The organism is Streptomyces melanogenes, from assembly GCF_014649795.1.
GTDB lineage: Bacteria > Actinomycetota > Actinomycetes > Streptomycetales > Streptomycetaceae > Streptomyces > Streptomyces noboritoensis.
Genome location: NZ_BMTS01000001.1, coordinates 714,154 through 736,852 on the forward strand (window position 1 = coordinate 714,154; position 22,699 = coordinate 736,852).

Consider the following 22,699-nt stretch of genomic DNA (forward strand, 5'->3'; position numbering starts at 1 on the left):
CCCGTCCCTCCCCGGCCGTCAGGTCAGGTTGCGCTCCACCAGGGCGAGCAGCCGGGCGAGTTCGGCCCGGTCGGGCTCGGTGAGGCCGGCCAGGGTGAGGTCCTCCAGCTCCTTCCAGGCCTGGCTGACCTGGTCGCGCAGGGCCTGCCCGGCGGCGGTGGGCTGCACGATGACGGCGCGGCGGTCGGTCTCGCTCCGCACGCGGCGGACGAAGCCGGACTGTTCCAGCCGCTGCACCGCCCTCGTCACGGTCGAGGCATCGAGGCCGAGCAGCTCGATCAGCGCGCTCTGCGGCTGCGGGCCGTTGTCCCACAGATGCATCATCAGGAGTTCCTGCCCGGCGTGCAGGCCCGAACTGCGCAGCAGGCGTTCGGCGGCGGCGCGATGCGAGCGGGCGACCCGAACGATCGCGTGGCTGGTGGTGTCGATGTCGGCGTGCACGCATTGATTGTACGGGCAAGGAACACCCCTCACGCGACGAGTTGATCGCTCAAAATACCTACGCCACTTGCAAATCCGTCCGGCATGGGCATTTACTTGGCCGTGCAAGCAATTGCCGATCAAGAGGAGTCCGCAACCATGCGAGTGACCAGCGAACCCATGCGCGTGAACCAGCCCGGCGACTCGGATCAGGTCCGGCTCGACCGGCAGGACGTCTGGGCCGGACTGCTGCGGAAGGCCGCGAACGCGGTGCCCTTCGTGGCCGGAATGGTCGAGTGCGTCGTTGTCGAGCGCAGCGAGAACGGCTTAGTCCGTGACGTGGTCTTCCAGAGTGGCGAGCGAGTGCGGGAGAGGGTCGCCTTCGAGCACGAGCGGCGGGTCAGCTTCTACCGCGAGGACGACCGCGTCCGCTGGGTGATCCACAACGACCTCGGCGAGGACGATGCCGGTGAGCTGACGCTGACCTTCTGGGCCGAACTCGACCTGGACGACGACGCGGAGGCGGAGCGGATCGCCGCGTCCATGCGGGTCGGCTACCCGGCCGCCATGGAGAAGACCCTGGCTCTTACCCGGGAAGCGGTCGCCGCGCGATCGGCTTGAGCCGTTGGTGCGTTGTGGGCGTCACTGCGCCGGCACATCGTGTCGGGGCAGTGACGATGGCGCTGGACTCCGATGGCGGCCGGTCCCTCGCGGCGCCCCTTGGCGGCAGACCGGCTCCTGCGGTGTCACACCGGACCCGGCAGGTCCATCAGCGCCAGCTTGGCCGGGTCGACCACGGCCGTGATCTCCGTGATCCGGCCGTCGGCGACCGTGAACGCGAGGAGCGTGTGCGGGATGCCGTCCTCGTGCCAGGAGAGGACCCCGGGGAGGCCGTTGACGAGCACCGCGCATCCACGTACCGCCGCGGTGGCGGACAGCTTCGCGCCTGCGGCGACCTTGGCGGCGCCGAGGGCGACGACCGCACCGGCGGCGGTGTCGAGGGTCAGCTTCACGTCCGGGTCGAGCACCCGCAGCAGTTCCTCGAAGTCGCCGTCACGAGCGGCCGCGAGGAAGGCCCGGACCACCTCCCGCTGCTCCCGGCCGACGCCCGTCGGCCGCTCGGTCGCCCGCACCTTCCTGCGGGCGCGGCTGGCGAGCATCTTGGTGGCGTCGGTGGACTTGCCGAGGATCTGGCCGATCTCGGCGAACGGCACCGCGAACAGGTCGTGCAGCACGAACGCCAGCCGCTCGCTGGGCCGGAGCGACTCCAGGACGACGAGGAGGGCGAGCCCGACCGAGTCGGCGAGCACCACGTCGTCCTCGGGAGCGGGCACGTTGTCGAGCGTCACCACGAACTCGGGCAGCCCGTCGTCGTACGACGCCTCGGGGCGTGTCCGGCGCGCCCGCAGGACGTCGAGACTGATCCGGCTGACCACCGTGGTCAGCCAGCCGGTGAGGTTGTGGATGTCGGCCGCGTCCTGGCGGGAGAGCCGTAGCCATGCCTCCTGTACGACGTCCTCGGCGTCGGCGTGCGAGCCGAGCATGCGGTGGGCGACCGCGCGCAGCCGGTCCCGCTGCGACTCGAAGACCTCGGCCACCAGGTCCGTCGGGTTGGCGTCTGACATGTTGTTACCTTCCTCGGATCCGCTCCGTCATGGGTGATGACGGGCCCTGAAGGGCACACGTAACGGATGAGGGAGCAGGACCCGATGGAAGCACGTATGAAGAGCGCCGGAAACCCGGATCTGACCACCGCGATCCAGCACCTGCACAAGGCGATTCACGCCGGGGGCGTCGATCCCCGCCTGCTGGCACTGGTCCACCTGCGCGCCAGCCAGATCAACGGCTGCAGCCCGTGCGTCTTCGCCGGTGTCGACGCGGCGATGCAGGCCGGGGAGACGGAGGAGCGGCTGCACAACGTGGTCGCCTGGCGCGAGACGCCGTTCTTCACCGATGAAGAGCGCGCGGCGCTCGAACTGACCGAGGCCGCCACCCGTATCCAGGACGGCGCGGCGGGTGTGACCGACGAGATCTGGGACGCCGTGGCCGACCACTTCACGGAGGAGCAGTTGTCCGCGCTCATCCTGGAGATCGCGACGACCAACTTCTTCAACCGGATCAACCGTACGACCCGGGAGCAGGCCGGTAAGACCTGGTGAGCGGGGTGGGACGCCAGTCGTCAGGCCTTGGGACCGGCCCGAAGGCCGACATCCCAACTGTGTTCGTGTGTGCGGTCAGGTGTGGCTGGCCGGGTGTTGCCGGAGGTGGGCGGGGGTTTGGCTGATCTGTACGAGGCGGTCGAAGTCGACCGCCGCGCCGCGCAGCAGCAGATCCACCGTGTCGGCCGCGGACGGCCGGGCCGTCGTGGTGTCGCCCAGGAGCGCGCGTTGGTATACGGAGGCGGCGAGCAGGTCCACCAGGACGTGCGGGTCGACGCCGGGGCGCAAGTCACCCCGGCTGACGGCCTGTTCGACGGCCGCCGTGGCCGCCTGCCTGCTCGGCTGGACGAGCACCTCCATCAGCCGCTGGTGCAACTCCGGTACGCGGGCGCAGTCGGCGACCAGCGGTGCCAGGACACCACGGGGCAGCCGCTCGTGCAGCGCCTCGTCCAGCAGCCGCACGCTCTGCATCAGGTCGCAGCGGGTGCAGTTGTTGTCGGGCACGGGCGGGATCGTGAGGATCGAGGCGAGTGCGTCGATGAGCAGGTTCTGGCGCAGTGGCCAGCGCCGGCGCATGGCCGCTTTCGTCGTCCCGGCCCGTGCGGCGACCGCCTCCAGGGCGAAGCCCGGGTAGCCGTCCGTGCGCAGGATCTCCAGGGTGGCGGCGAGGACGGCGGCGTCGATCGCCGGGTCGCGCGGGCGCCCGGCCGCACTCACTCGGCGTCCTCCGGGTACCAGCGCAGCTCGACGGTGTTGCCCTCCGGGTCCTGGACGTACACCGAGGTGGCGCTGCCCCGCGCACCGAAGCGCGGCACCGGGCCCTCCAGTACGGTCAAGGTGCCCTCGTCTATGACCTGCTGCCAGTCGAGCGGGTCCACGACGAGGCAGATGTGGTCGACGTTCGACTCGCCGCGCGGCCGGTCGAACAGGTCGATGATCATCGTCGGGCTGACGCGGACGGACGGGAAGGGCACCTTTCCGGCCCGCCACTCTTCGACGCGGACCGGCTCCAGGCCGAGGGGACCGGTGTAGAAGTCGAGGGCGCGCTCGACGTCCTGGACGTTGAGGACGAGGTGGTCGAAGTCCTTGACGCGCAGCATGAGGTCGGAGCCTTTCGGTCGGTCGGTGGAGCCGGTCGCTATTTCGATTCGGTCCGGGTCGGATCGTAACAGGGAGAGGGGGTGGTGGGGAAGGGGGGGGTGGCTCGTCTGGTGTGTGGGGAGGGGTGGTTGGGGCTTTGCCGTGCTGGGGGAGGGGCTGTGCAGTCGCTGTCCGGTGTCACGGGCGGCCCCTTCGGGTGTCCGCCCCGGCGTGGCATCAATCCGATCACCTCCTCAACCCCCGTTTGAACGCGTTCAAGTCCTGCTCTAGGCTCAGGCCAACAGAGGGAGGGGAAGCTGATGAAGGTAGTCATTCCTGGCGGAACCGGGCAGGTCGGCGCCGTGCTTGACCGTGCTCTGACCGCCGTCGGCCATGAGGTCGTGATCCTCACCCGGCGGCCCGTACGCGAGCGCGAAGTCTACTGGGACGGTGAGAGCGCGGGTCCGTGGACCCAGGAGATCGACGGCAGCGACGTGGTGATCAACCTGGCCGGCCGCAGTGTCAGCTGCCGCTACACCCCGGACAACCTGCGGGCCATGATGGACTCGCGGGTGCGCTCGACGCAGGCCGTGGGCCGCGCGATCGCGGCCGCCGCCCGGCCGCCCCGCCTCTGGCTGCAGATGAGTACCGCGACCATCTACGCCCACCGCCATGACGCGGCCCACGACGAGGCCACCGGTGTGCTCGGCGGCGCCGAGCCCGGCGTCCCGGGCTACTGGGGCTACAGCGTCGAGATCGCCAAGGCCTGGGAGCAGGCGCAGCGGCAGGCCGACACCCCGCACACGCGCAAGGTCGCGCTGCGTTCCGCGATGGTGATGAGCCCGGACAAGGGCGGCGTCTTCGACGTGATGTCGTGGATGGTACGGCTCGGCCTCGGCGGGCCCGTCGCGGGCGGCGCGCAGTACGTGTCGTGGATCCACGAGGACGACTTCGTCCGCGCCGTCCAGTTCCTGGGCGACCGGGACGACATCTCCGGCCCGGTCAACCTCGCCGCCCCCGCCCCGCTTCCGCACCGCGCCTTCATGCGGGCCCTGCGTGCCGCCTGGAGGGTCCCGGTGGGCCTGCCCGCCACGAAGGGCATGGCCGAACTCGGCGCGTTCGTCCTGCGCTCGGACACCGAACTCCTGCTGAAGAGCCGCCGCGTCGTCCCCGGCCGCCTCCTCGACGCGGGCTTCACCTTCGACCACGGTGAGTGGCCGGACGCCGCCCGGGATCTGGTCGGGCGCCGACGTCGGCGTCAGGGCCCGGTCGTGGATGCGGCTTCACGTCCGGCCAGGTCAGGCGTGCGTTGAGAGTCTGCGGGGCTGCGAACCGGTGCCTGGTCGATGAGTGGTTTGACGACGAGGAGTTGTACGGCGGCCAGTGCCAGGGCGAGGGTTGCCGTGGCCGTCCATAGGGTCGTCACTCCGGCGTGTTCGAGTATCTGCGTGGCGGTGACGGGGGCGGCGGTGGTCGCGATGCCCCAGCTGATGCCGTACGCGGCGAGGTAGCGGTCGGTGGCGCCGGGCGGGGCTAGGTCGGCCACGACGGTGAGGGCGCGGCCCAGGATGATGACATCGCCCAGGCTCCACACGGCGGTCGCGATCAGGAACGCGGGGAGGGTGTGCGCGACCGCGTAACCGGCCAGGCCGATCCCCAGCAGGGCGTAACCGAGGGCGAGGGCCGCGGGGGCGGCGAGCGCTGTGAGGCGGCGCAGACGCAGAGCCGGTTGGGCCACCACGACGGTCACGGCCGACGCGGTGAACAGCAGCCCGGCGTCGGCGGACTCGTGGCCGCGCCGGTCCAGGGTGAGCGGCAGCGCCATGACGATCTGCATGGAGATGAGCGCGAACGCCGTACCCGACGCGAACATCGCCCACACTGCGCGGTCGCGCCACGGGCCGGCCGGGGCGCCGAGTTCCCGGTGTCGGGCAGCGGGAGTACGGTCCGCCGCCGCTGGGCGCGGATGGTCGGCGGGCAGGGCGATCCGCAGAGCCAGCGCGCACGCCAGACAGGTGACCGCGTCGACGACGAAGAGCCAGCGCAGGTCGTAGCGGCCCAGACCCGCCGCTATGAGGCCCGCGCCCGTGCCACCCGCGGCGAGCGCGGCATTGAGCAGGCTGTACGCGCGTACCCGCTCGGCGGGCGGCACGGTGTCGGCGATGATCCCCTGGCTCGGCGGCTCGTAGAGCTCGAAGGCCAGGCCGAGCAGGATCGCGAAGCAGGCCACCGCGGTCAGGGAACCGGCGGCGGCGATGCCCAGTTGGGCGAGGGTGCAGCCGGTGAGGCCGACCACGATCGTACGGCGGCGTCCGAGGCGGGCCGCCAATCGGCCGCCCGCGAGCCGGGAGGGGATCGTCGCCAGGCCGAAGGCCGCCGAGAGCAGGCCCGCCGTCGTGGTGCTCGCACCGAAGTCGCTGCTGATCAGGACCGTGAGGAAGGGCAGGGAGAAGGCGCCGAGCCGGTTGATCGCCCGTGCCGCCACCAGCAGCCATACGGTCCGCGGCATGGCCGCCACCCCTCGCGTAACTGTCGAATCGAGTAATGTCAGTCACGGACCTAACCATGGAAGGAGTGACTGGTCAAGTGATGTTCGACAGTCACGTCGCGGTGCTGCTGGACCAGGCCGTATCGCTCGTGAACACGTTGACCGACGGGCAGGCGCGCGGCCGCCCCTACGCCGCGCCGCACGGAGCGGAGCTGGCGGACGCGATCGACGCCGCGATCCCGCGCACCGCGGCCTCGCTCCCGCGCGCCATCGACACCGAACAGGCCGCGTACCTGGCCGGGACGGCACACCGTATGCGCGAGGTCTTCCAGGCCATGCAGGACGGCAGGACGGACACCGCGGCCGAGACCGTCAACACCCTGCTGCGCGACACCGGCGCCGGGCCCCGGCTGGACCGGACCGGGGCCGAGCCCTGGCAGATGCACTTCCACGGCGCCAACGACTCGTTCGCGGCCGGGTGCAGCGCCAGCTGCGCCACCGCGCTCGCCTTGGCAGTGGGCGGCGGCCTCGCGGGCCGCCTGGGCGTGTGCCGGGCAGAGCGCTGCGACCGCGTGTACGTCGACACGTCCCGAAACGCCGCCCGCCATTTCTGCTCCACGGCCTGTCAGAACCGCACCAAGGCCGCGGCCTTCCGCGCCCGGAAGGACGCGGGCGGCTGAGACGCCCCCCCCGAAATCCGCCGCAGTCCCTTGTCACCCCTCCAGCAGCGGACGCAGATGCGCATGAGCCCACGCGCTGAGCGGGGTCGGGGTGGTGGTGAGCAGGTCGCGGGGCTGTTCGGGCACCAGGCCGCGCGATCCGGCGGTCATCCCGACCATGCCCTCCACCGCCGACGGCGGCAGCCCCGCCGCGCGCAGCGCGTCCCGCGTCGCGTCGTCGCTGACGGGGTCGAGCCGAATCAGGCGCCCGAGCGCCTCGGTGAGGATCCGCGCGACCTGGTGGAAGGTGAGGTCCTCCGGCCCGTGTACGGCCTGCACCACTCGCCCCCGCCAGCTGTCGCTCAACAGTCGGGCCGCGACCACGTCTCCGATGTCGCGCGGATCCACCCAGGGCATCGGGTGGTCGGGATCGAACGCCGTGGTCAGGACGCCTTGGGAGAGGCCTTCGAGGCTGAACAGCAGGTTGGTGAAGAAGTACGCGCAGCGCAGGTGCAGGACGTGCGCTCCGGTGGCGTCGAGCTGTTCCTCGATCCCGGCCAGGGCGTCGATGTGCCCGACCCCGTGCCGCTTCTCCGCCCCGATGCTGCTCAACAGCACCACCCGCTCCACCTCACCTGCCCGGGCAGCCGCAATCAGCGGCGCAGCGGTCCGCAGCGAGGTCTCGATGGGATCCGCCGTCGTGTGGGGCGTGGGATCCACCCAGAACAGGGTCCGGGTCCCGGCCACCGAGTCGCGTACGAACTCGGCGTCCGTCAGGTCGCCCTGGCGCACCTCGACCCGCGCCCGGGTCGCCTCGTCCAGGCGGGCGGGGTCGCGAACCAGGACGCGGGGGCGGACGCCGGCCTGGAGCAGCAGCCGCACCACGCGCGAACCCACGTGTCCGGTCGGTGTGGTGACCACGAGGGTCATCGGGTGTCCCTTTCGTGGACTCCGCTGGCACTTCGCACTCTAGGGCCCCGCGTGTACGCAGTCGTCTCGTCGAGCAGGACGACGCTGGGAACCGGCCATGGCGGCTCCCCAATTGACCTCACATTTCTGCGCCGAATTGCACTCTGTCGAAGGTCTTTCGGCTTCATAGAGTAGTGATCACAGCGGCGACGAGCCCGCTGTGAACCTGAGGGGAAACCACCATGAACAGCATGAACACCAGCGAGAACACCGGCTTCGACGCGCTCCTCACCCGCGCCGCCGAGGCCGAGACGTGTGCCGACCCGAGCAGCGTGATGACGCTGCTGGCCGACACGGACGGCCCGGAGGGCGGGTTCACCTCGTACCGCTCCACCTTCGCCAAGGGAGCCGTCGGCGCTCCCGCGCACCTCCACACCAAGGCCACCGAGCTCTTCTTCGTGATCAGCGGTTCCCTCCAGGTGCTGGTGGGCGAGGAGGTCACCGTCCTGAACGCCGGCGACTTCCTCGCCGTGCCCCCGCACACCCCGCACGCCTTCGCGGCGGCCCCGGGCTGCGAGGCCGACGTCCTGTTCACCTTCACGCCGGGCATGGGCCGCTTCGACTACCTGCGGCTGCTCGGCAGCGTGATGCGCGGTGAGACCGACCCGAAGAAGATCGCCGAGTCCTCGGAGCGCTACGACAACCACTACGTCGACAGCCCGGCCTGGCGCGCCGCCCTCGCCGCGTCGTGAACGAGCGGGTGCGCTGAACAGGGGGGCGCGGCGACCAAGCGGGCGCGCGAGGGCCGCTGTTGAGCCCCGTTGTCAGTGCCCCCGGTTAAGGTCCCCTTCAAGAGCCGCACACCGAGGTCCTCAAGGGGTAGATGCGTGATGAGCAGCACCGACAGCAGTGGGTACGAGGGGTTCACGGCCGATGAGCGGGCCGCGATGAAGGATCACGCCAAGGAGCTGAAGACGGCGTCGCGCCGCACCTCGCGCGAGGAGAAGGCGGCGCTGGCGGTGCAGGAAGTCCTCGCGAAGATCGCCGAGATGCCAGACTCGGACCGGATCATGGCGGAGCGCATCCACGCGGTCGTCACCGCCAACGCCCCGACGCTCGCGCCGAAGCTCTGGTACGGGATGCCGTCCTACGCGCTGGACGGAAAGGTCGTCTGCTTCTTCCAGAGCGCGGAGAAGTTCAAGACGCGCTACGCCACCCTCGGCTTCAGCGACCAGGCCAAGCTCGACCAGGGCACGATGTGGGCGTCGGCCTTCGCCCTGACCGAGGTGACGGCCGAGGTGGAGACACGGATCGCCGCGCTGGTGAAGCAGGCGGTGAACTGAGGCGCGGGCTCGGGGGACGAGCCGGGGGCGCATCTCTCCCGGCACCGACCGGCCAGATCCTCTACGCCTGAAGCCTGGGCTTGGACGCGACCAACAAGTCCACCACGTACGTCTCTTCGACCATCCCGCCCGGGAAGACCTCGCTCAGCAGCGTGCGTTCCTCCGCCAGGAACTCCTGGGTCCTGGCCTCGCCCAGAACCAGGAACGCCGAGTGGCTGGTGACGTTCGCCAGGTGGGTGTCGAGCGGTACCGTCCGGCTCCAGCGCAGCAGGCGGCGGGTGTAGGGGAGGTCGGACAGGCCCGCGAGGCGGCCGGCGCGGATGGTGTCGGGGCGGGCGCGGTCGTTGGGGGCGACGCCGCACCAGTGCGCGATGCGCTCGTCCTGGGCGGCGGCCCAGGGCACGTCGAGGGCAGTCGTGTTCCACCACAGGGCGAGCGCGCCGCCGGGCCGCAGCACCCGGAGCGCTTCCGGCACCGAGCGGCTGGTGTCCGTCCAGTGCCAGGCTTGCGCGTACGCGATCAGATCGCAGGAGCGGTCGGCGAGCGGCAGGGCGTTTCCGTCGCCCCGGACGATCGGCACATCGGGCAGGACGCGTTGGAACTCGGCCGCCATGCCGTCGCCCGGCTCCACGGCGATGACATCGGCGCCCCGCTCCCGCAGCAGCGCGGTGCCGATGCCCGTGCCCGCGCCGATGTCCGCGACGCGGGCTCCCGCGAGCGGGCGCCCCGTGATCTCCTCGATGGTGCTGAAGAGGCTGGGCGGGTAGGAGGGGCGATTCGCGGCGTACTGGGCGGCGGCCGCGTTGAAGGAGAGCGCGCGGGAAGCAGAGGTCATGCCTTCATCATCCACCTCGCACGCTGCCGGTCCACGGGGTTATCCGGCGGCACCCGGCGCGCGTCGGCCACGAACGGGGATTTGTTGGCCGAGGGAGTGCTGTTTAGCCGGGGGCGGCGGCTGTCACGCTCGATTCAGCCCCAGTGGCTCCGGCGACACGGCTTTCTCCTGGCCCGGTCGCCGGGTGCGGTGCACGCGGAGGTCCCCCGTCTCGGCGTCCGCCGCGGGTGTCTGCCCGCCCATCGGGCGGCGGGCAGACACCCCTCCCCTGTACGTGAGCCGGTGCTCACGCCCGTTCTGGCCCGGGGAGTTGGGTCAGCGCCCTGTCCGCGGTGTCGAGGATGTTGCGGAACGTACGGGTAATGACCGGCCGTGCGAGGCGCCGGGTCAGGAAGGCGCCGACGAGCGGGACGGGGATCTCGGCGCGGGTGGTCCAGCGCACCAGGGTGCCGTCGGCGACTTCGCTGAGCTCCATGCGGCCCAGCTCGTGCCGTGCCGGCGGCAGGCTGCGCTCGACGACGTACTCGGTGGCGTACGGCGGTTCGTACCGCGTGATGCGCTCCCGGAACCAGCCGATCACCCAGAGGTGACTGCGCACCGCGCCGACCCCGTAGGGCGCGCCCTCGCCGCGCCGGGCCAGACGGCAGCGCAGTACGAGGGGCGAGGCGGTGTAGTGGGTGGTCGTGGTGAGCCAGGCGAACACCTCGTCGATCGGGGCGTCGATGACGCGCTCAACGGTCATGGTTTCCATGGCTGATGACCTCCTTCGGTCAGCGGATACCCATGGAGACAGCTCGGCTGCGTCAACTGTGACAGTTCGCCGGAGTGAGTCGCTTCACAGGCCTGTCGGTCGTCCCCGGGGGGCGCGGCAGCCGGGGTCACTGACTGAAGCGCTTCAGCAATCGAACCGCCGAAGAGCCGAACCCCCCCACCACATCCGGACTACGCTCCCGCTCACACCCGGCCGTCGAGAGGGAGTGCGTGACGTGGTCAGACCGACGATCGCCGACATCGCCCAGCGGGCCGGAGTGTCCACCGGGGCCGTGTCGTTGGCGCTGAACGGGCGTCCGGGGGTCAGCGATGCCACCCGGGCGCGGATCCGTGAGGTCGCCGATGCCATGAACTGGCGCCCGCACAGCGCCGCTCGGGCCCTGGGCGGCGCCCGGGCCGACGCGGTGGGCCTGGTGGTGGCGCGGCCCGCGCGCACGATCGGGGTGGAGCCGTTCTTCGGGCAGCTCACGGCGGGCCTTCAGGCCGGTCTGTCCAGGAACTCCGTGGCTCTGCACCTGATGGTCGTGGAGGACACGGCGGCGGAGATCGAGGTGTACCGGCGCTGGGTGTCCGAGCGGCGTGTGGACGGGGTGGTGGTCGTCGACCTCCAGGTGCGCGATCCGCGCATCGGCGCACTGGAGGAACTGGCCGTTCCGGCGGTCGTCCTGGGCGGTCGAGGGCGACGCGGCGGGCCGTCACGGCTTTCGCGCGTGTGGGCCGACGACCGCGAGGCGATGCTTTCTCTGGTTGACTACCTCGCCGCGCTGGGCCACCGCCGTATCGCGCATCTGGCCGGACTGCCCGCCTTCCAGCACACACAGCGCCGCATGAGGGCCTTGCGGGACTCCGCGAAGCGGCTCGGGCTGATCGGAGCCGTCTCCGTGCCGACGGACTTCAGCGACGCACAGGGCGCGGCGGCCACACGCACGCTCCTCTCGCGCCCGGAACGCCCCACCGCGATCATCTACGACAGCGATGTGATGGCGGTCGCCGGGCTCGGCGTGGCCGCCGAGATGGGCGTCCAGGTGCCGCGCGAGCTGTCGGTCGTCTCCTTCGACGACTCGGTGCTGACCCGGATCGTGCACCCCTCGGTCACGGCGCTGTCCCGGGACACCTTCGCACTCGGCGAGCAGGTGGCCCGCGTACTGCTCGATGCCGTCAACGACCCGGAGACCGTACGTGAGTTGCGCACGGCGACACCCCGGCTGACCGTACGGGAGAGTACGGCGCCCCCGCTCGGCAGCGGGCACTGAGCAGGGGCCCCAACGGGGCACCGTACAGGCACCGTTGACACCACAACTGAAGCGCTTTAGTCTCCGTCCCCAGGCGGCCGCCCGAACCCTTCCGGACCCACGCGCCCCAGTCCACCGCGGACCGGGGCCCCGGAACGCACGCGCCACAACCCCGGTACCACGCGCCCTCGCACAGGCCTCGCGCCTGCCCCGCAATCCGGAGGTGCATCAGTGTCGCCCACCCCCTCGTCCCCGCGCGCCTGGAAGGCCGTTCTGGCCGCCGGCGCCACCACACTCGCCCTGGCCGCCACCGGTGCCCTGCCGGGCTCCGCAGCGCAGGCGGCCACACCGACCCGTCACACGCTCGCGTACTACCAGACCCAGTACTCCAACAACGCCTACGTCTCACCGCTGCCGCTCAAGGGCATCGCCACGGACATCGAGGTGGCCGCGTTCCACCTCAACGACGACGGGTCCGTCCACCTCAACGACGACCCGCCCTCGGCCGCCAAGTTCACGCAGATGTGGGCCGACATCGCCACGCTCCAGGCGTCCGGGGTCAAGGCCCAGGCCCTGCTCGGCGGAGCGGGCACCGGCAGCTTCGCGAACCTGCACAAGGACTTCCCCAAGTACTACGGCCTGCTCAAGAACACCCTGCAGACGTACAAGCTCGACGGTGTGGACCTCGACATCGAGGAGACGTTCTCGCTCGCCGACACCGAACGCCTGGTCAACCAGCTGCGCGCCGACTTCGGCAGCTCGTTCCTCATCACCCTGACCCCGGTCGCCACGGACCTGTCCGGCTCCTCGTCGTTCTCCGGCGGCTTCAGCTACAAGCAGCTGGAGGCCGAGGTGGGCAGCAAGATCTCCTGGTACACCGGCCAGTTCTACTGCGGCTGGGGATCCCTCGGCGGCACCAGCGGCTACGACGCGGTGATCGCCAACGGCTTCAGCCCCTCCCGGGTGCTGGCGGGCACGGTCACCAACGCGGCGAACTGCTCCGGCTACGTCACCCCGGCCACACTCGCCGGCACCCTGAAGTCGCTGGTCGGCAAGTACCCGTCGTTCGGCGGCGGCGCCGGCTGGGAGTACTTCAACGCGGTCCCGGTCAGCGCCCACGGCACCGGCCCCGCCTCCTGGTACGCCAACATGGCCGCCGCGATGGGCGGCACCGGCACCTCGCGTGTCGGCCCCATCACGTCCGCGATCGCGGGCAAGTGCGCGGACGACAACCACCAGGGAACCGCGAACGGCACGGCGATCCAGCTGTGGACCTGCAACGGGACGGTGGCACAGCAGTTCACCGTCAACGCCGACGGCAGCCTCGGCGTCATGGGCAAGTGCATGAACGTACAGTCGGGCGGCACGGCCAACGGCGCGAAGATCCAGCTGTGGGACTGCAACGGATCCGGGGCGCAGACATGGCAACCGACGGCGAACGGCTCGCTGCTCAACCCGCAGTCCGGACGCTGCCTTGACGACCCCGGCAGCAGCACGACCGACGGGACGCAGCTGCAGATCTACGACTGCAACGGCACGAACGCCCAGAAGTGGACGCTGCCGTAGTCTCTGCCTCGGCTGAGACAACGATGTCACGCACCTCTTTCACTAACGGGAGTCGATCGGATCCGTACCCGAAGCCGGTTCATCCGCCATCGCGCAACCGCCCCCGAACGTCAAGGCGCAATGCAGCCACGCGACTGGATCAAGTCGATGCCGACGAAGGCGTCTTGAAGCTCGTGGACCAGCCGTCTCGCTCGGTGTGGCGTCGTCGAACGTCGCCACACCGACCGCGATACCGCGCACGAACACCCCAAGACTGTGGCCGGATTAGTCGTCTGACAGGTGTTCGGATCCGGCAATACTCGGGACTGGGCAATCCGTCCCCATCCCTATGTCCGGAGGCCGCAGATGCCCCAGACCAGTGTTCCCGCAACCGCAGTGCTCAACGCCTGGCTGTCGGGCGCCGAGAGTGCGTACGGCCAGTCCAACCCCGCAGGTCCGCTCTATGTCGGCGGCGCCGCCGCCGAAGCCGCGCTCACGGACCCGAGCGACTCCCTCTACGGCTTCTGCTCCAGCCCGAGTGGGTCGCGCGGAAGCTGGTGTTGCTGATCACCGACGGCTGTTGACCGTCCTGCGGAGTGCGCCTGTCGGGGGCACCGCCGCTGAGTGACGTTCGCGGTCAGGAGAGTACGGACAGTCGAGTGGGGAACCGCTCACCATGCCGAAGCGTGCGTCCGCGCACCCGAGGCTGGTCGTGCGGTTCCCCACGCCGTGTGCAGCACCTTGCGAGGGAGGGGCGGGCCGTGGACGGATCGGTGCCGGACAAGAGGGACGAGGCGGAGTGGTTCGCCCGCCCGGTACACAACATCGCCCGCCCGTGGCGGGAGGAACTGGCCCGGCAGCTCGGCGCCGTGGACGGTTTGGGGAGCGCTGAGCGGGACGTGGTGCTGGGCGCCGGGGACACCGCCCTGATCGGGTCCCTGCACGCGAAGCTGTCCCGGCTGTTCCTGATCGAGCTGCACGCACTGCGTATGGCGGAAGGCGGTGGGCGGGAGGCCGGATCCGATACGGCGACGTGGGCCGCGTTCATCGAGCAGGCCGGCGACGAGGGCTATCTCGACCGGCTGGCCGAGCGGTACCCCACCCTCGGGCGGAGGGTCACGTCGGTGGCGCGGCTTTCGGTGGCGGCCACGGCCGGTTTCGCCGCCCGCCTCGCCTCGGACCGCGAGCTGCTGCGACCGCTGCTGGGAGCGCCCGCGGGCGAGATACGGGCCGTCGAGTTCGGGGCGGGCGACACCCACCGCGGCGGTCTGACGGTGAGCCGCGTCGACTTCGACGGCGGCAGCGTCATGTACAAACCCCGGCCGTCCCAGGCCGACGTGGCTCTCGGCGCGCTGCTGGACGAGCTGTTCGCCGACTTCCCCGATGCCCCGCCGCCCACCGAGCGCATCCGTGTGCCGCATACGTTGGTACGCGAGGGCTACGGCTGGGCCGAGTTCGTCCGCCACCGCTACTGCACGGGCGATGCCGAACTCGCCGCCTTCTACCGCAACGTGGGCCACTGGCTGGCCGTCCTCCGCTTCACCGGAGGCACCGACATGCACGCCGAGAACATGATCGCGGCGGGCCCGGTGCCGGTGATCGTGGACGCGGAGACCCTCTTCGACGCCCCCGCGCCCTTCCCGGCCAGCGGCCGGGGCGACGCGGTGGACGTGGCGGCGGCGGCCATCCGCCGCACGGTGCTGCGTACCGGACTGCTGCCCGTGCGCGGCACCGGATTCGCGCTCGGCGGGGTGGACATCTCCGGCGTCGGCGCGCTGCCCGGCCAGCAACCCCTGATCCCCAACCCCGTGATCGCGGACGGCGGCACCGCCAAGGCCCGCTTCGAGGTGGACCTGGTGGCCATGCCCACCGCGGGCAATCACCCCAGCCCCACCCCGGTGCTCAGCACCTACTGGGACCGGGTCCTTGCCGGGTTCCGCGAGATGACCGCGCATCTGCGCCGCCCCGGGACCGACCCGTACCGGCTGCTGCGCCGCTTCGAAGGCGCCCAGGCGCGGCGGATCCTGCGGCCGACGCAGGCGTACGTGGACATCGGCCGGATGCTGTGGCATCCCGCGTCGCTGCACGACGAGGCGGCGGCCGTCGAGCGGGCCCGCGACATCCTGCGGCGCAACGCCGAGGTGCTGCCGGGCGCCCCGACCGACCGCGCGGCCATCGACGGCGAGATAGCGGACCTGCTGGCCGGGGACGTACCGATGTCCACGTTTATCGTGGACACGACCAACGTACGGACCACCATCGAGGACTGGCACACCGCCGACCTGCCACTGGAGGAGTCGGTGATCCAGGACGCGCTGGTGGGCGCGTACCTCAACGAGCGTTCACTGCCCCAGCGGGTGCAGGAGGGCGCCCGCGACCCGCATGCCCGCGACCGGGAGCGGCGGCGCCGCGACCTCGCCGTGCAGATGGTCCGGCGGCTGTGCGACGGCGCGGTGCGCGGCGAGGACGGCACGGTCACCTGGATCAGCCCGGTGTTCACCCCGGCGGGCTGGTCCATCAGGGTGCTGCCCGCCGACCTCTACACCGGGCAGGGCGGTGTGGCGCTGACGCTCGCGGAGTACGTGGCCGAGGCGCGGGCGGGCCGGGCGGACGAAGTCCCGGGCGTTGCCGAGGCGTTCGAGGGTGCGCTGCGGGTGCTCATCAGCACCGAGGACCGGACGCCGACGCCGTCGGCCGGGGCGTTCAGCGGTGCGGCGTCGCAGGTGTGGACGTGGTTGGCGCTGCACCGGGTGCTGGGTGAGGACTGGTTGGTGGAGCGGGCGGCCCAGCGCGCGCTGCTGCTCGCCGAGGGCCGTCTCGTCGAGGACGACGTGGAGGTGGACCTCCTCAACGGGGCGGCCGGGGGAGTGGTTCCACTCCTCAACCTGGCCGAGGCGACCGGGCAGGACCGCTGGTTGGCCGCCGCCGCGCACATCGGCCGTCGGTTGTCCGGGCTCGCCACCGTCGACGCGAGCGGCGCCCGCTGGACGACCCGGCTCAACCCCGAGGGCATCGGCGGCTTCGCGCACGGCGCCACCGGCATCGGCTGGGCCCTGACCCGGCTCGCCCTGAGCGAGGCGGGCACTACGGCCGAGCGCCGCGACTGGACCCACCTGGCCGAACGCGCCTTCGCCTACCAGGAGTCCCTCTACCAGCCCGAACACGGCAACTGGCTCGACGTACGCATCGGTGCCGAGGAGGACTTCTTCACCAGTTGGTGCCACGGCAGCGCGGGGGTGGGCATCGGCATGCTCGACCTCCACCGGCGTACGGGCGATCCGGCCCACCTCGACATGGCCCAACGCGCCGCGCGCGCCTGCGCCGCCGAGGGCTTCGGCTGGAGCCACACCCTGTGCCACGGGGACCTCGGGCTGTGGGAGTTCCTCACGTCCGTGGGCCATGGCAACGCCGAGGACCTCGACGGCGAGATCCTCACCGGCCTCGAACAACGCGGCCCGGTGGGTGGTTTGGCCCGCGAGGCGTTCTCCCCGAGCCTGATGTCCGGCCTCTCGGGAGTCCTGCACACGCTCCTGCGGATGCACCCCGGGGCCGCGCTGCCGAATCCCCTCCTTCTGGACTGAAGGAGGGGATGGGGACTGGCGGAGGAGGTGGGTTCGACCGCGATACGTCGGCTCAGCCGATGCTGTTGCCGCAGATGTTGATGGGGATGTGGATGGGAATCTGGATCAGATTTCCGGAGCCGACGCCGGGGGAGTCCGAGACCGATCCCTCGGTGACGGCGCCGGGGTCGTCGTGGGTGCACTCCTTCCCGCCGTCGTCGTAGCGGTGGCGGTCGCCGTAACCGTAACCCTGGTCCGGCCCGTGGTCGGCGAGGGCGGGTGCGGCGCAGGTGAGGGTCAGGGTGGTGCCGACGACAGCGGCGAGCAGGTACTTCTTGGTGTTGGTCATCTGGACATGAAAACCGGTGGAGTCGGATCCCGCGCGGCGTGGGATCGCAGGTTCACTCGCTTGCCCGACGTGTCGGCCCGAAGTGTTTGTCCCGAGCGCCTGGACGACGCGCCCGCTCGTAGCGGGCGGGAAAAGACGAAGGCAAGGGGGTCATCGCCTCCTTGCCACTCTCAATGTATAGCGCACCCGGGGGCTTGCGGCAAGGCCCCCCTCATACCGCAGAATCACGGGACAACGCCAGGACCTGCGGAAATGGGAAAACTTTGATGATCGACGTGGTCATTGTCGGCGGCGGACCGACGGGCCTGATGCTCGCCGGTGAACTGCGACTGCACGGCGTGCGGGTGGTCGTGCTGGAGAAGCTGACCGAGCCCACCGGGCAGTCCCGCGGGCAGGGCCTGCACGCGCGCAGCGTCGAGCTGATGGACCAACGCGGCCTGCTGGACCGGTTCTCGGCGGTCAGTGAGAAGTTCCAGGTGGGCGGTCTCTTCGGCGGCATCGTCAAGCCGTGGCCGGAGAGCCTGGACACGGCCCACGCGTACGGCCTCGCCCACCCCCAGCCGGTCACCGAGCGGCTGCTCGACGAGCGCGCCCTCGAACTCGGCACCGAGATCCGGCGCGGCTGCGAAGTGGTCGGGCTGAGCCAGGATGAGGACGGGGTGACCGTCGAGCTGGCGGACGGCACGAGGGTGCGCTCGCGCTACCTCGTCGGGTGCGACGGCGGCCGCAGCGCGGTGCGCAAGCTGCTCGGCGTCGATTTCCCCGGCGTGGCCGCCACGGTCGAAACACTCGTGGGTCAGATGGAGGTGACCGAGGATCCGGCGAAGGTCGCCGCCGTCGTCAAGCAAGTCAACAAGACCCAACTGCGCTTCGGCGTCACCCCGCCCGACGAGAACGGGCTGTGCCGGGTCGTCCTGCCCGCCGACGGGGTGGCCGAGGACCGTGCCACCGAGCCGACCCTCGACGACTTCAAGCAGCAGTTGCGCGCGTACGCGGGCACCGACTTCGGTGTGCACTCGCCGCGTTGGCTGTCCCGGTTCGGCGACGGGACCCGGCAGGCCGAGCGCTACCGGGTCGGCCGGGCGTTCCTGGCCGGGGACGCGGCGCACATTCACCCGCCGACCGGTGGACAGGGGATGAACCTCGGCCTTCAGGACGCCTTCAACCTCGGCTGGAAGCTGGCCGCCGCGGTCAACGGGTGGGCGCCGGAGGGACTCCTCGACAGCTACCACGCCGAACGGCACCCGGTGGGCGCCGCCGTGCTGGACAACACCCGCGCGCAGATCGCCCTGATGGGAACCGAGCCGGGCCCGACCGCGCTGCGCGAGCTGTTCTCGAAGCTGATGGACTTCGAGGAGGTCAACCGGTACGTGACCGGGATGATCACCGCGGTGGAGATCCGCTACGACTTCAGCGACGGCGAAGGCGAGGGCGAGAGCCACGAGCTGCTCGGCCGACGGCTGCGGGACGTGGAGCTGAAGCAGGGGCGCCTGTACGACCTGATGCACGGCGGCCGCGGACTGCTGCTCGACCAGACCGGCCGGCTCTCGGTGGAGGGCTGGGCGGACCGCGTCGACCACGCCGTCGACGCCAGTGAGGAACTGGACGTGCCCGCCGTGCTGCTGCGGCCGGACGGCCATGTGGTGTGGGTCGGTGACGACCAGCAGGAGATGCTCGGCCAGTTGGCGAAGTGGTTCGGCACCGCCACCGGCTGAGCGCGTGCCGCCCGGTCCGGCCGGGGTGCGCGGTGTGTCCGCGCACCCCGGCCGGCCTGGTTACGGCTTACGGCAGGAAGTACATCGGGTTGGGGATCTTGTACGTCTTGTCGGCGTGGCCGCCCGCGAGGTCGGTGTACTGGTCGCCGAGGTTGGCGACGATGCGGTAGCCGAGGCTCTCGATGTGCTGGCGCGTGCCCGCCTTGTAGTCGACCGTGGAACACGTCCAGGTCGGCTTGCCGCAGCTCAGGTAGGCCGGCGGGTTGGTCTTGTCCTTGAGGAAGAAGTGCGCGCTGTCGACCGGGACGGCGTACCCGGCCTTGGTGAGGTTGGTGGCGCTCGCATCGCGCTGCGAGACGTCGCGGCCGGTGAGGAAGAAGACCGTCACACCCTTCTTCGCGGCGAAGTTGACCAGGTCGGGCATGCCGAACACGGCGATGGACTGCGCGCTCTGGACGTACGCGTTGAAGGCGGTGGCGTTGTACGCGAAGCCGTTCTTCTTCTCGTAGTCGTAGGTCAGCAGGGTCGTGTCGTCGACGTCGAGCACGATGGCGGGCTTACGGCCGTCCCGCCCCGGGTGCTCGGCGGCGTGCGCGATCTGGCGCTTCGCGCGCGCTTCGATCGCGGCGACCTGCTTGGCGTAGTTGCTGGTCGAGGAGGCCTGGTAGGCCCCGGTGGAGTCGGGAGCCCCGCCGTAGTAGGCGTTGATCTTCTCCTCGACCTTGGTGATGTTGGGTATCTCCTTGTCGCTCTTCGGCGTGCTGTTGCCTGCGGTGGCCGCGCCGGCGCCGTAGAAGGCGGCGCCGGTGACGGCGAGGGCGGCGACGGTTGCTGCGGTCTTGGTGACAGTGCGCATGGGCAAAGATCTACGCGCATCACACACCGCCCCGCCAGGGTGTTTGATCAACTCTTTACCGCGAGGCGATGCAAGAGTGGTCACACTCCGCTGAGCGACAGCTTCGCGGCGAAGCCGAGGAAGAGGACGCCCGCGGCCGAGGTCGCGCCCGCCGAGAGCCGCTTGCGGCGGCGGAAGGCGGCGGCCAGGCGGGTGCCGCTGAATATCAGCGTGGACAGGTAGAGGAAGCTCGCCAGCTGGAGCAGGGTGCCGAGCACCAGGAACGACAGCGCCGGATAGGCGTACCCCGGGTCCACGAACTGAACGAAGAAGGAGACCAGGAACAGGATCGCCTTCGGGTTGAAGAGGCTGAGCATCAGCGCACGCCGGTAGGGCCGCTCGACGGCGGCCTCCTGCTGGACGGCGTCGGCCGCACCGGGGTCCGCCGCCGCGTGGCGGTTGCGCCACATGCCGAGGGCCTGGCGCAGCATGCCGATCGCCAGCCAGCAGAGATACCCGGCACCGGCGTACTTGACGACGGCGAACAGCAGCGGGGTCGTCTGCAGCAGCGACGCCGCGCCGAGCGCGGAGAGCGTCATCAGCACCGTGTCCCCGGTCCACACCCCGGCCGCGGCGACATACCCCGTGCGCACACCGCGCCGGGCCGCCACGGAGAGCACGTACAGGGAATTGGGCCCCGGCGCCAAGATGATCAGCACCAGGCCCACGAGGTATGTCGGAAGATCGGTTACACCCAGCATGCGGGGGAGTGTCGCACAAAGGGGTGAGGTGTGGCTTGTGCGTTTCACGATGCGGCGCGAGCGGCCCCTCGGAGCTAGGTCTGAAGTATTTATTGCGCAATTTATCTTGCACACCTAGGGTCGGTGCATGCCACCGAAGCACGAGCCCAAGTCCTCTCCCGAGCAGATCACCGACCTGTCCCGGTTGAAGGCGTTCACGAACCCGCTGCGCATGCAGCTCTACCGGCTGCTGTACGCCGCGGGCACCGCGACCGCCTCCCAGCTCGCCGAGCAGGTCGACCAGGCGCCCTCGTTGGTCAGCTACCACCTGCGCAAGCTGGCCGAGCACGGCTTCGTGACCGAGGCGAGCGGCCGCAGCGCCGACGGCCGGGAGCGGTGGTGGCAGGTGGCGTCCGAGGAGGGCTGGGGCTTTCGCGACTCGGACTTCGCGGACACACCCGAGGGAGCGGCCGCCGTGGGCGCGGTGACCCGCGGCGTCTTCGACACCCGCGTCGCCCAGTACCGTACGTATCTCGATCAGGCGGCCGCCTGGGGCAAGACGTGGACCGACGCGGCCTTCAGCTCCGAGTGGCTGGTCGATCTGACCCCGGCCGAACTCGCCGAGATGAACGACGAGTTCGAGGCCGTGGCCCGGCGCTGGCGGGACCGGGGCCGGGCCGCCAAGGCGGCCGACGACACGGCAGGCCGCGAACACGTGTCCGTGCACCTCTACGGCTTCCCGTTCCGGCCCTGACCCTGCCGCACCCACCCACTGGAGCCCGCCATGGCCACCGCAGACACCGCCCTGCCCGAAAACACCACCGCACCGGCCCACCGCGACGGCAACGTGCTGCGTTGGCTCGCCGCATACACCGCCTCCCTCGTCGGCGACAGCGTGTACTTCATCGCGCTCGGCTGGTCCGCCCAGAAGGCCGCGGGTCCCACCGAAGTGGGCCTTGTCATGGCCGCCGGGGCGCTGCCGAGGGCGGTGCTCATGGTCGGCGGAGGCGTGGTGGCCGACCGGTTCGACCCCCGCCGGGTCATCCTCGGCAGCGATGCGCTGCGCTGCCTCCTCATCCTGGCGGTGGCCGCCGGCATCGCCCTGTCCACGCCCGCCCTGTGGATCCTGGTCGCCGTAGCGCTTGTCTTCGGTGCCATAGACGCGCTGTTCGTACCCGCGATCGGCGCCCTCCCGCCGCGGATCACCAGCCCCGAGCAACTCGCCCGGGTCACCGGTCTGCGCTCGCTGTCGATGCGGCTCAGCCAGATCACGGGCCCGCCGATCGCCGGGTTGGCCATGGGGATCGGCGGGGTGGCGGCCGCCTTCACCGTCGCGGGCCTGCTCTTCGCCCTTTCCCTGCCGCTCCTGCTGGCGGTGCGTATGCGCCCCCTCCGTGCCCGCAACGATGAGCAGCCCGAACTCACCTCCGCACGCGAGGACCTGCTCGACGGCTTGCGCTACATCCGCCGCCACCGCCTCATCGGGCCGCTCGTCGCCGCCGGTGCCCTGTGCGAGCTGGGCCTCACCGGCACCCTCAACGTCGGCATGGTGCTCCTCAACGCCGAGCGCGGCTGGGGGCCTTCCGGCTACGGCTGGATCGTCAGCAGCTTCGGCGCGGGCGCGGCGGCCAGCGCCGCACTGCTCGCCGTCGCCGGGTGGCTGCCCCGCGCGGGCTTGATGATGGCCGGGACCCTGTTCGTGGGATGCGCGGGGGCGGCCGCCATCGCGCTGGTGCCGATCCTGTGGGTGGCGGTGGTGCTGGCCGGGGTGATCGGGCTGAGCGCGGGCGTCTTCGGCAGCCTCGACAACGCCCTCATACAGACCGCGGCGGACCCCGCCTACCTCGGCCGGGTCACGTCCGTCGTCATGGTCACCATGGTCGGGCTCGCGCCCCTCAGCTATCCGCTGGTCGGCGCCGCCATCGGGGCGTGGGGCGCGGCGCCGGTGTTCGTCGGCTGCGGTGCCTTCGCCGGTCTGGGCGCGGTCGTCGCCCTGGCCTCCGACGCGGTACGGCGGGCCGAGCTGCCCCGGCAGCGGGCGGGGCTGACCGCGTAGGTA

At 70.9% G+C, this 22,699-nt stretch carries 24 protein-coding genes; 13 read left to right on the forward strand and 11 right to left on the reverse strand.

From position 1 onward, the window contains the following. Positions 1-18: 18 nt before the first annotated feature. A complete protein-coding gene (locus IE252_RS03250; protein ID WP_229847912.1) occupies positions 19-441 on the reverse strand; it encodes a MarR family winged helix-turn-helix transcriptional regulator in 423 nt (140 codons plus the stop codon). A gap of 138 nt (positions 442-579) precedes the next feature. On the opposite strand from IE252_RS03250, the gene IE252_RS03255 reads away from it, so the two are divergent. Continuing rightward, complete coding sequence (locus IE252_RS03255) at positions 580-1,041, forward strand: SRPBCC family protein (RefSeq protein ID WP_190087669.1); 462 nt, start codon at positions 580-582, stop codon at positions 1,039-1,041. A 125-nt stretch (positions 1,042-1,166) separates the two neighbouring features. Here the strand turns inward: IE252_RS03255 and IE252_RS03260 are convergent, their stop codons facing one another. Continuing rightward, positions 1,167-2,045 (reverse strand): sigma-70 family RNA polymerase sigma factor, encoded by an 879-nt coding sequence (locus tag IE252_RS03260; protein ID WP_190087670.1) that lies wholly within the window; start codon positions 2,043-2,045, stop codon positions 1,167-1,169. 84 nt (positions 2,046-2,129) lie between these two features. Between IE252_RS03260 and IE252_RS03265 the strand changes: the two genes are divergently transcribed. Next, positions 2,130-2,579: a carboxymuconolactone decarboxylase family protein gene (locus IE252_RS03265; protein WP_190087671.1), complete on the forward strand. Its 450-nt coding sequence runs from the start codon at positions 2,130-2,132 to the stop codon at positions 2,577-2,579. A 75-nt stretch (positions 2,580-2,654) separates the two neighbouring features. Here the strand turns inward: IE252_RS03265 and IE252_RS03270 are convergent, their stop codons facing one another. Together IE252_RS03270 and IE252_RS03275 are read right to left on the reverse strand one after the other, a co-directional pair. Continuing rightward, positions 2,655-3,296: a TetR-like C-terminal domain-containing protein gene (locus IE252_RS03270; protein ID WP_190087672.1), complete on the reverse strand. Its 642-nt coding sequence runs from the start codon at positions 3,294-3,296 to the stop codon at positions 2,655-2,657. Continuing rightward, a complete protein-coding gene (locus IE252_RS03275) occupies positions 3,293-3,679 on the reverse strand; it encodes a VOC family protein (protein ID WP_190087673.1) in 387 nt (128 codons plus the stop codon). Before IE252_RS03275 ends, IE252_RS03270 begins: the two co-directional genes overlap by 4 nt. Positions 3,680-3,979: 300 nt before the next feature. Between IE252_RS03275 and IE252_RS03280 the strand changes: the two genes are divergently transcribed. Then, positions 3,980-4,972, forward strand: a complete 993-nt coding sequence (locus IE252_RS03280) for a TIGR01777 family oxidoreductase (RefSeq protein ID WP_190087674.1) — start codon at positions 3,980-3,982, stop codon at positions 4,970-4,972. Here the strand turns inward: IE252_RS03280 and IE252_RS03285 are convergent. Next, positions 4,918-6,168, reverse strand: coding sequence for an MFS transporter (locus IE252_RS03285; RefSeq protein WP_190087675.1), 1,251 nt, complete (start codon positions 6,166-6,168; stop codon positions 4,918-4,920). The genes IE252_RS03280 and IE252_RS03285 overlap by 55 nt on opposite strands. Before the next feature lie 80 nt (positions 6,169-6,248). Here IE252_RS03285 and IE252_RS03290 point away from each other — a divergent pair, with 80 nt between their 5' ends. Beyond that, entirely contained in the window at positions 6,249-6,827 is a 579-nt protein-coding gene (locus IE252_RS03290) for a CGNR zinc finger domain-containing protein (protein ID WP_190087676.1), read from the forward strand. Between the two features lie 33 nt (positions 6,828-6,860). On the opposite strand, the gene IE252_RS03295 is transcribed toward IE252_RS03290, so the two are convergent. Further along, positions 6,861-7,736: an NmrA family NAD(P)-binding protein gene (locus IE252_RS03295; RefSeq protein WP_190087677.1), complete on the reverse strand. Its 876-nt coding sequence runs from the start codon at positions 7,734-7,736 to the stop codon at positions 6,861-6,863. A 230-nt stretch (positions 7,737-7,966) separates the two neighbouring features. Between IE252_RS03295 and IE252_RS03300 the strand changes: the two genes are divergently transcribed. Further along, a complete protein-coding gene (locus IE252_RS03300) occupies positions 7,967-8,467 on the forward strand; it encodes a cupin domain-containing protein (protein WP_190087678.1) in 501 nt (166 codons plus the stop codon). Positions 8,468-8,605: 138 nt separating this feature from the next. Next, a complete protein-coding gene (locus IE252_RS03305) occupies positions 8,606-9,058 on the forward strand; it encodes an iron chaperone (protein WP_190087679.1) in 453 nt (150 codons plus the stop codon). A 61-nt stretch (positions 9,059-9,119) separates the two neighbouring features. Here IE252_RS03305 and IE252_RS03310 read toward each other — a convergent pair whose 3' ends face one another. Together IE252_RS03310 and IE252_RS03315 are read right to left on the reverse strand one after the other, a co-directional pair. Continuing rightward, entirely contained in the window at positions 9,120-9,893 is a 774-nt protein-coding gene (locus tag IE252_RS03310) for a class I SAM-dependent methyltransferase (protein WP_190087680.1), read from the reverse strand. A gap of 286 nt (positions 9,894-10,179) precedes the next feature. Then, positions 10,180-10,644, reverse strand: a complete 465-nt coding sequence (locus IE252_RS03315; protein ID WP_190087681.1) for an SRPBCC family protein — start codon at positions 10,642-10,644, stop codon at positions 10,180-10,182. Positions 10,645-10,879: 235 nt separating this feature from the next. Between IE252_RS03315 and IE252_RS03320 the strand changes: the two genes are divergently transcribed. From IE252_RS03320 to IE252_RS03335, 4 genes are all read left to right on the forward strand, one after another. Then, positions 10,880-11,917, forward strand: coding sequence for a LacI family DNA-binding transcriptional regulator (locus IE252_RS03320; protein WP_190087682.1), 1,038 nt, complete (start codon positions 10,880-10,882; stop codon positions 11,915-11,917). 210 nt (positions 11,918-12,127) lie between these two features. After that, a complete protein-coding gene (locus IE252_RS03325; protein ID WP_190087683.1) occupies positions 12,128-13,462 on the forward strand; it encodes a ricin-type beta-trefoil lectin domain protein in 1,335 nt (444 codons plus the stop codon). Positions 13,463-13,807: 345 nt separating this feature from the next. Beyond that, on the forward strand, positions 13,808-14,008 hold the full coding sequence (locus tag IE252_RS03330; protein WP_190087684.1) for a DUF6229 family protein: 201 nt from the start codon (positions 13,808-13,810) through the stop codon (positions 14,006-14,008). Positions 14,009-14,202: 194 nt separating this feature from the next. After that, positions 14,203-17,022 carry a type 2 lanthipeptide synthetase LanM family protein gene (locus tag IE252_RS03335; protein ID WP_229847914.1) on the forward strand — a complete coding sequence of 940 codons (2,820 nt, stop codon included), beginning with the start codon at positions 14,203-14,205 and terminating at the stop codon, positions 17,020-17,022. Between the two features lie 52 nt (positions 17,023-17,074). On the opposite strand, the gene IE252_RS44115 is transcribed toward IE252_RS03335, so the two are convergent. Next, positions 17,075-17,350, reverse strand: coding sequence for a chaplin (locus IE252_RS44115; RefSeq protein ID WP_190087685.1), 276 nt, complete (start codon positions 17,348-17,350; stop codon positions 17,075-17,077). 266 nt (positions 17,351-17,616) lie between these two features. Between IE252_RS44115 and rox the strand changes: the two genes are divergently transcribed. After that, the gene (gene rox / locus IE252_RS03345) at positions 17,617-19,065 is read left to right on the forward strand and encodes a rifampin monooxygenase (RefSeq protein ID WP_190087686.1); all 1,449 of its coding nucleotides are present in this window, start codon (positions 17,617-17,619) and stop codon (positions 19,063-19,065) included. 67 nt (positions 19,066-19,132) lie between these two features. On the opposite strand, the gene IE252_RS03350 is transcribed toward rox, so the two are convergent. Together IE252_RS03350 and leuE are read right to left on the reverse strand one after the other, a co-directional pair. Further along, entirely contained in the window at positions 19,133-19,921 is a 789-nt protein-coding gene (locus tag IE252_RS03350; RefSeq protein ID WP_190087687.1) for an HAD family acid phosphatase, read from the reverse strand. Positions 19,922-20,001: 80 nt separating this feature from the next. Next, the gene (gene leuE, locus IE252_RS03355; protein WP_190087688.1) at positions 20,002-20,661 is read right to left on the reverse strand and encodes a leucine efflux protein LeuE; all 660 of its coding nucleotides are present in this window, start codon (positions 20,659-20,661) and stop codon (positions 20,002-20,004) included. Positions 20,662-20,788: 127 nt separating this feature from the next. Here leuE and IE252_RS03360 point away from each other — a divergent pair, with 127 nt between their 5' ends. Both IE252_RS03360 and IE252_RS03365 read left to right on the forward strand, forming a co-directional pair. Next, complete coding sequence (locus tag IE252_RS03360) at positions 20,789-21,394, forward strand: ArsR/SmtB family transcription factor (RefSeq protein ID WP_190087689.1); 606 nt, start codon at positions 20,789-20,791, stop codon at positions 21,392-21,394. Between the two features lie 30 nt (positions 21,395-21,424). After that, positions 21,425-22,696: an MFS transporter gene (locus tag IE252_RS03365; protein ID WP_190087690.1), complete on the forward strand. Its 1,272-nt coding sequence runs from the start codon at positions 21,425-21,427 to the stop codon at positions 22,694-22,696. Positions 22,697-22,699 lie beyond the last annotated feature (3 nt).